Annotated in this window: 1 rRNA gene; it reads left to right on the top strand. The window is 43.2% G+C overall.

Features of this window, described 5'->3' with window-relative positions:
- Nucleotides 1-145 precede the first annotated feature (145 nt).
- Nucleotides 146-234: ribosomal RNA gene (gene rrf / locus AN393_RS19865) — 5S ribosomal RNA — on the top strand; the annotation flags it as partial.

Below are 234 nucleotides of genomic sequence, written 5' to 3'. Positions count from 1 at the left end.
CCCATGCCGAACTCAGTAGTGAAACGAAACAGCGCCGATGATAGTGTAGCATTTGCTATGTGAAAGTAGGACATTGCCAGGCTCCAAATTCAGTCGAAGGACTTAAAGCTTAATAAATAAAAATAAGAAAATTGAACCGAATTTTCTTGGTAACCATAGCGTTTTGGACCCACCTGACCCCATGCCGAACTCAGTAGTGAAACGAAACAGCGCCGATGATAGTGTAGCATTTGC

The organism is Pseudoalteromonas sp. P1-25, assembly GCF_001401805.1.
GTDB lineage: Bacteria > Pseudomonadota > Gammaproteobacteria > Enterobacterales > Alteromonadaceae > Pseudoalteromonas.
This window is presented reverse-complemented; position numbering and strand designations above follow the sequence as displayed.